General features: G+C 47.8%; 1 protein-coding gene. It reads left to right on the plus strand.

The window, feature by feature from the left end; all coding sequences use genetic code 11:
- On the plus strand, nt 1–1,371 hold a 1,371-nt coding region (locus ACTF5U_RS11860; RefSeq protein ID WP_438971843.1), incomplete at both ends, for a glutamate synthase-related protein.

Below are 1,371 nucleotides of genomic sequence, written 5' to 3' on the forward strand. Positions count from 1 at the left end.
AAGGCACTGGGGGAAACCAACCCTGAATATAAATCGATCACACTGTCATTGAATTATGATGTAGATACCGGTTTAGAAGCGGCCATCGATGCATTATGCGATAAAGCGGAGCAAGCCGTTGCCAGTGGAACCGTAGTCATTGTATTGAGCGATCGCGATATCACTGAAGGTACGCTGCCGATTCATGCCTTGATGGCAACCGGTGCAGTACATCAGCGATTGATCAGAGCGGGTCTGCGTTGCGATGCCAATATGGTCATTGAAACGGCTACCGCGCGGGATCCACATCACTTCGGTACTTTGCTGGGCTACGGCGCCACAGCGATTTATCCCTACCTTGCGTATGCCAGCTTGAATGACATGATTCATTCAAATGAGATTAAAGATCTTGATCGTGCTGAGCTAGCACGTCGCTACCGTAAAGGCATCAATAAAGGTCTGTTCAAAATTATCTCGAAAATGGGGATTTCTACCATTGCCAGTTATCGGGGCGCGCAATTGTTTGAAATTGTCGGTCTGAATGATGAAGTCGTGGATAAGTGTTTCACTGCGACAACAAGTAGAATCAGTGGTACAGGTTATGACGATCTTCAGGCTGATGATAAGAAACTGGCCAAATTAGCTTGGAATCAACGTAAGAAACGCGGTCAGGGTGGTTTGCTGAAATTCATCCATGGTGGTGAATATCATGCGTATAACCCGGATATTATCGCCACACTGCAAAAAGCTGTTCAAGGCGGTGATTACGACGACTACAAAGCTTATGCTTCCCTCGTTAACGAACGCTCACCGATGGTGTTGCGTGACTTAATGAAGGTAAAACTGGCGGATAAACCACTCACGGTCGGTGAAGTGGAAGATGTCAGTCATATCCTCAAACGCTTTGACAGCGCCGGTATGTCACTAGGTGCCTTGTCGCCTGAAGCCCATGAAGCGTTGGCTGTGGCAATGAATCGCCTCGGTGGTCGCTCCAACTCTGGTGAAGGTGGTGAAGATCCGGATCGTTTTGGCAACGAGCGTGTGTCCAAAATCAAACAAATCGCGTCAGGCAGATTTGGTGTTACACCGCACTATCTGGTTAATGCAGAGGTGCTTCAGATTAAAGTAGCACAGGGTGCAAAACCGGGCGAAGGTGGTCAGCTACCAGGTAAAAAAGTGAATCAGATGATTGCCAGTCTGCGTCACTCTGTTCCCGGCGTAACATTAATTTCACCGCCACCGCATCATGATATTTATTCGATTGAAGATCTGGCGCAGCTGATCTTTGATTTAAAACAGGTTAACCCTCAAGCATTAGTCTCAGTGAAACTAGTGTCTCAAGCGGGTGTGGGTACGGTTGCTGCTGGTGTGGCAAAAGCGTATGCCGATCTG

Source organism: Methylophaga sp. (assembly GCF_965655755.1).
In the GTDB taxonomy this organism is placed as follows: domain Bacteria; phylum Pseudomonadota; class Gammaproteobacteria; order Nitrosococcales; family Methylophagaceae; genus Methylophaga.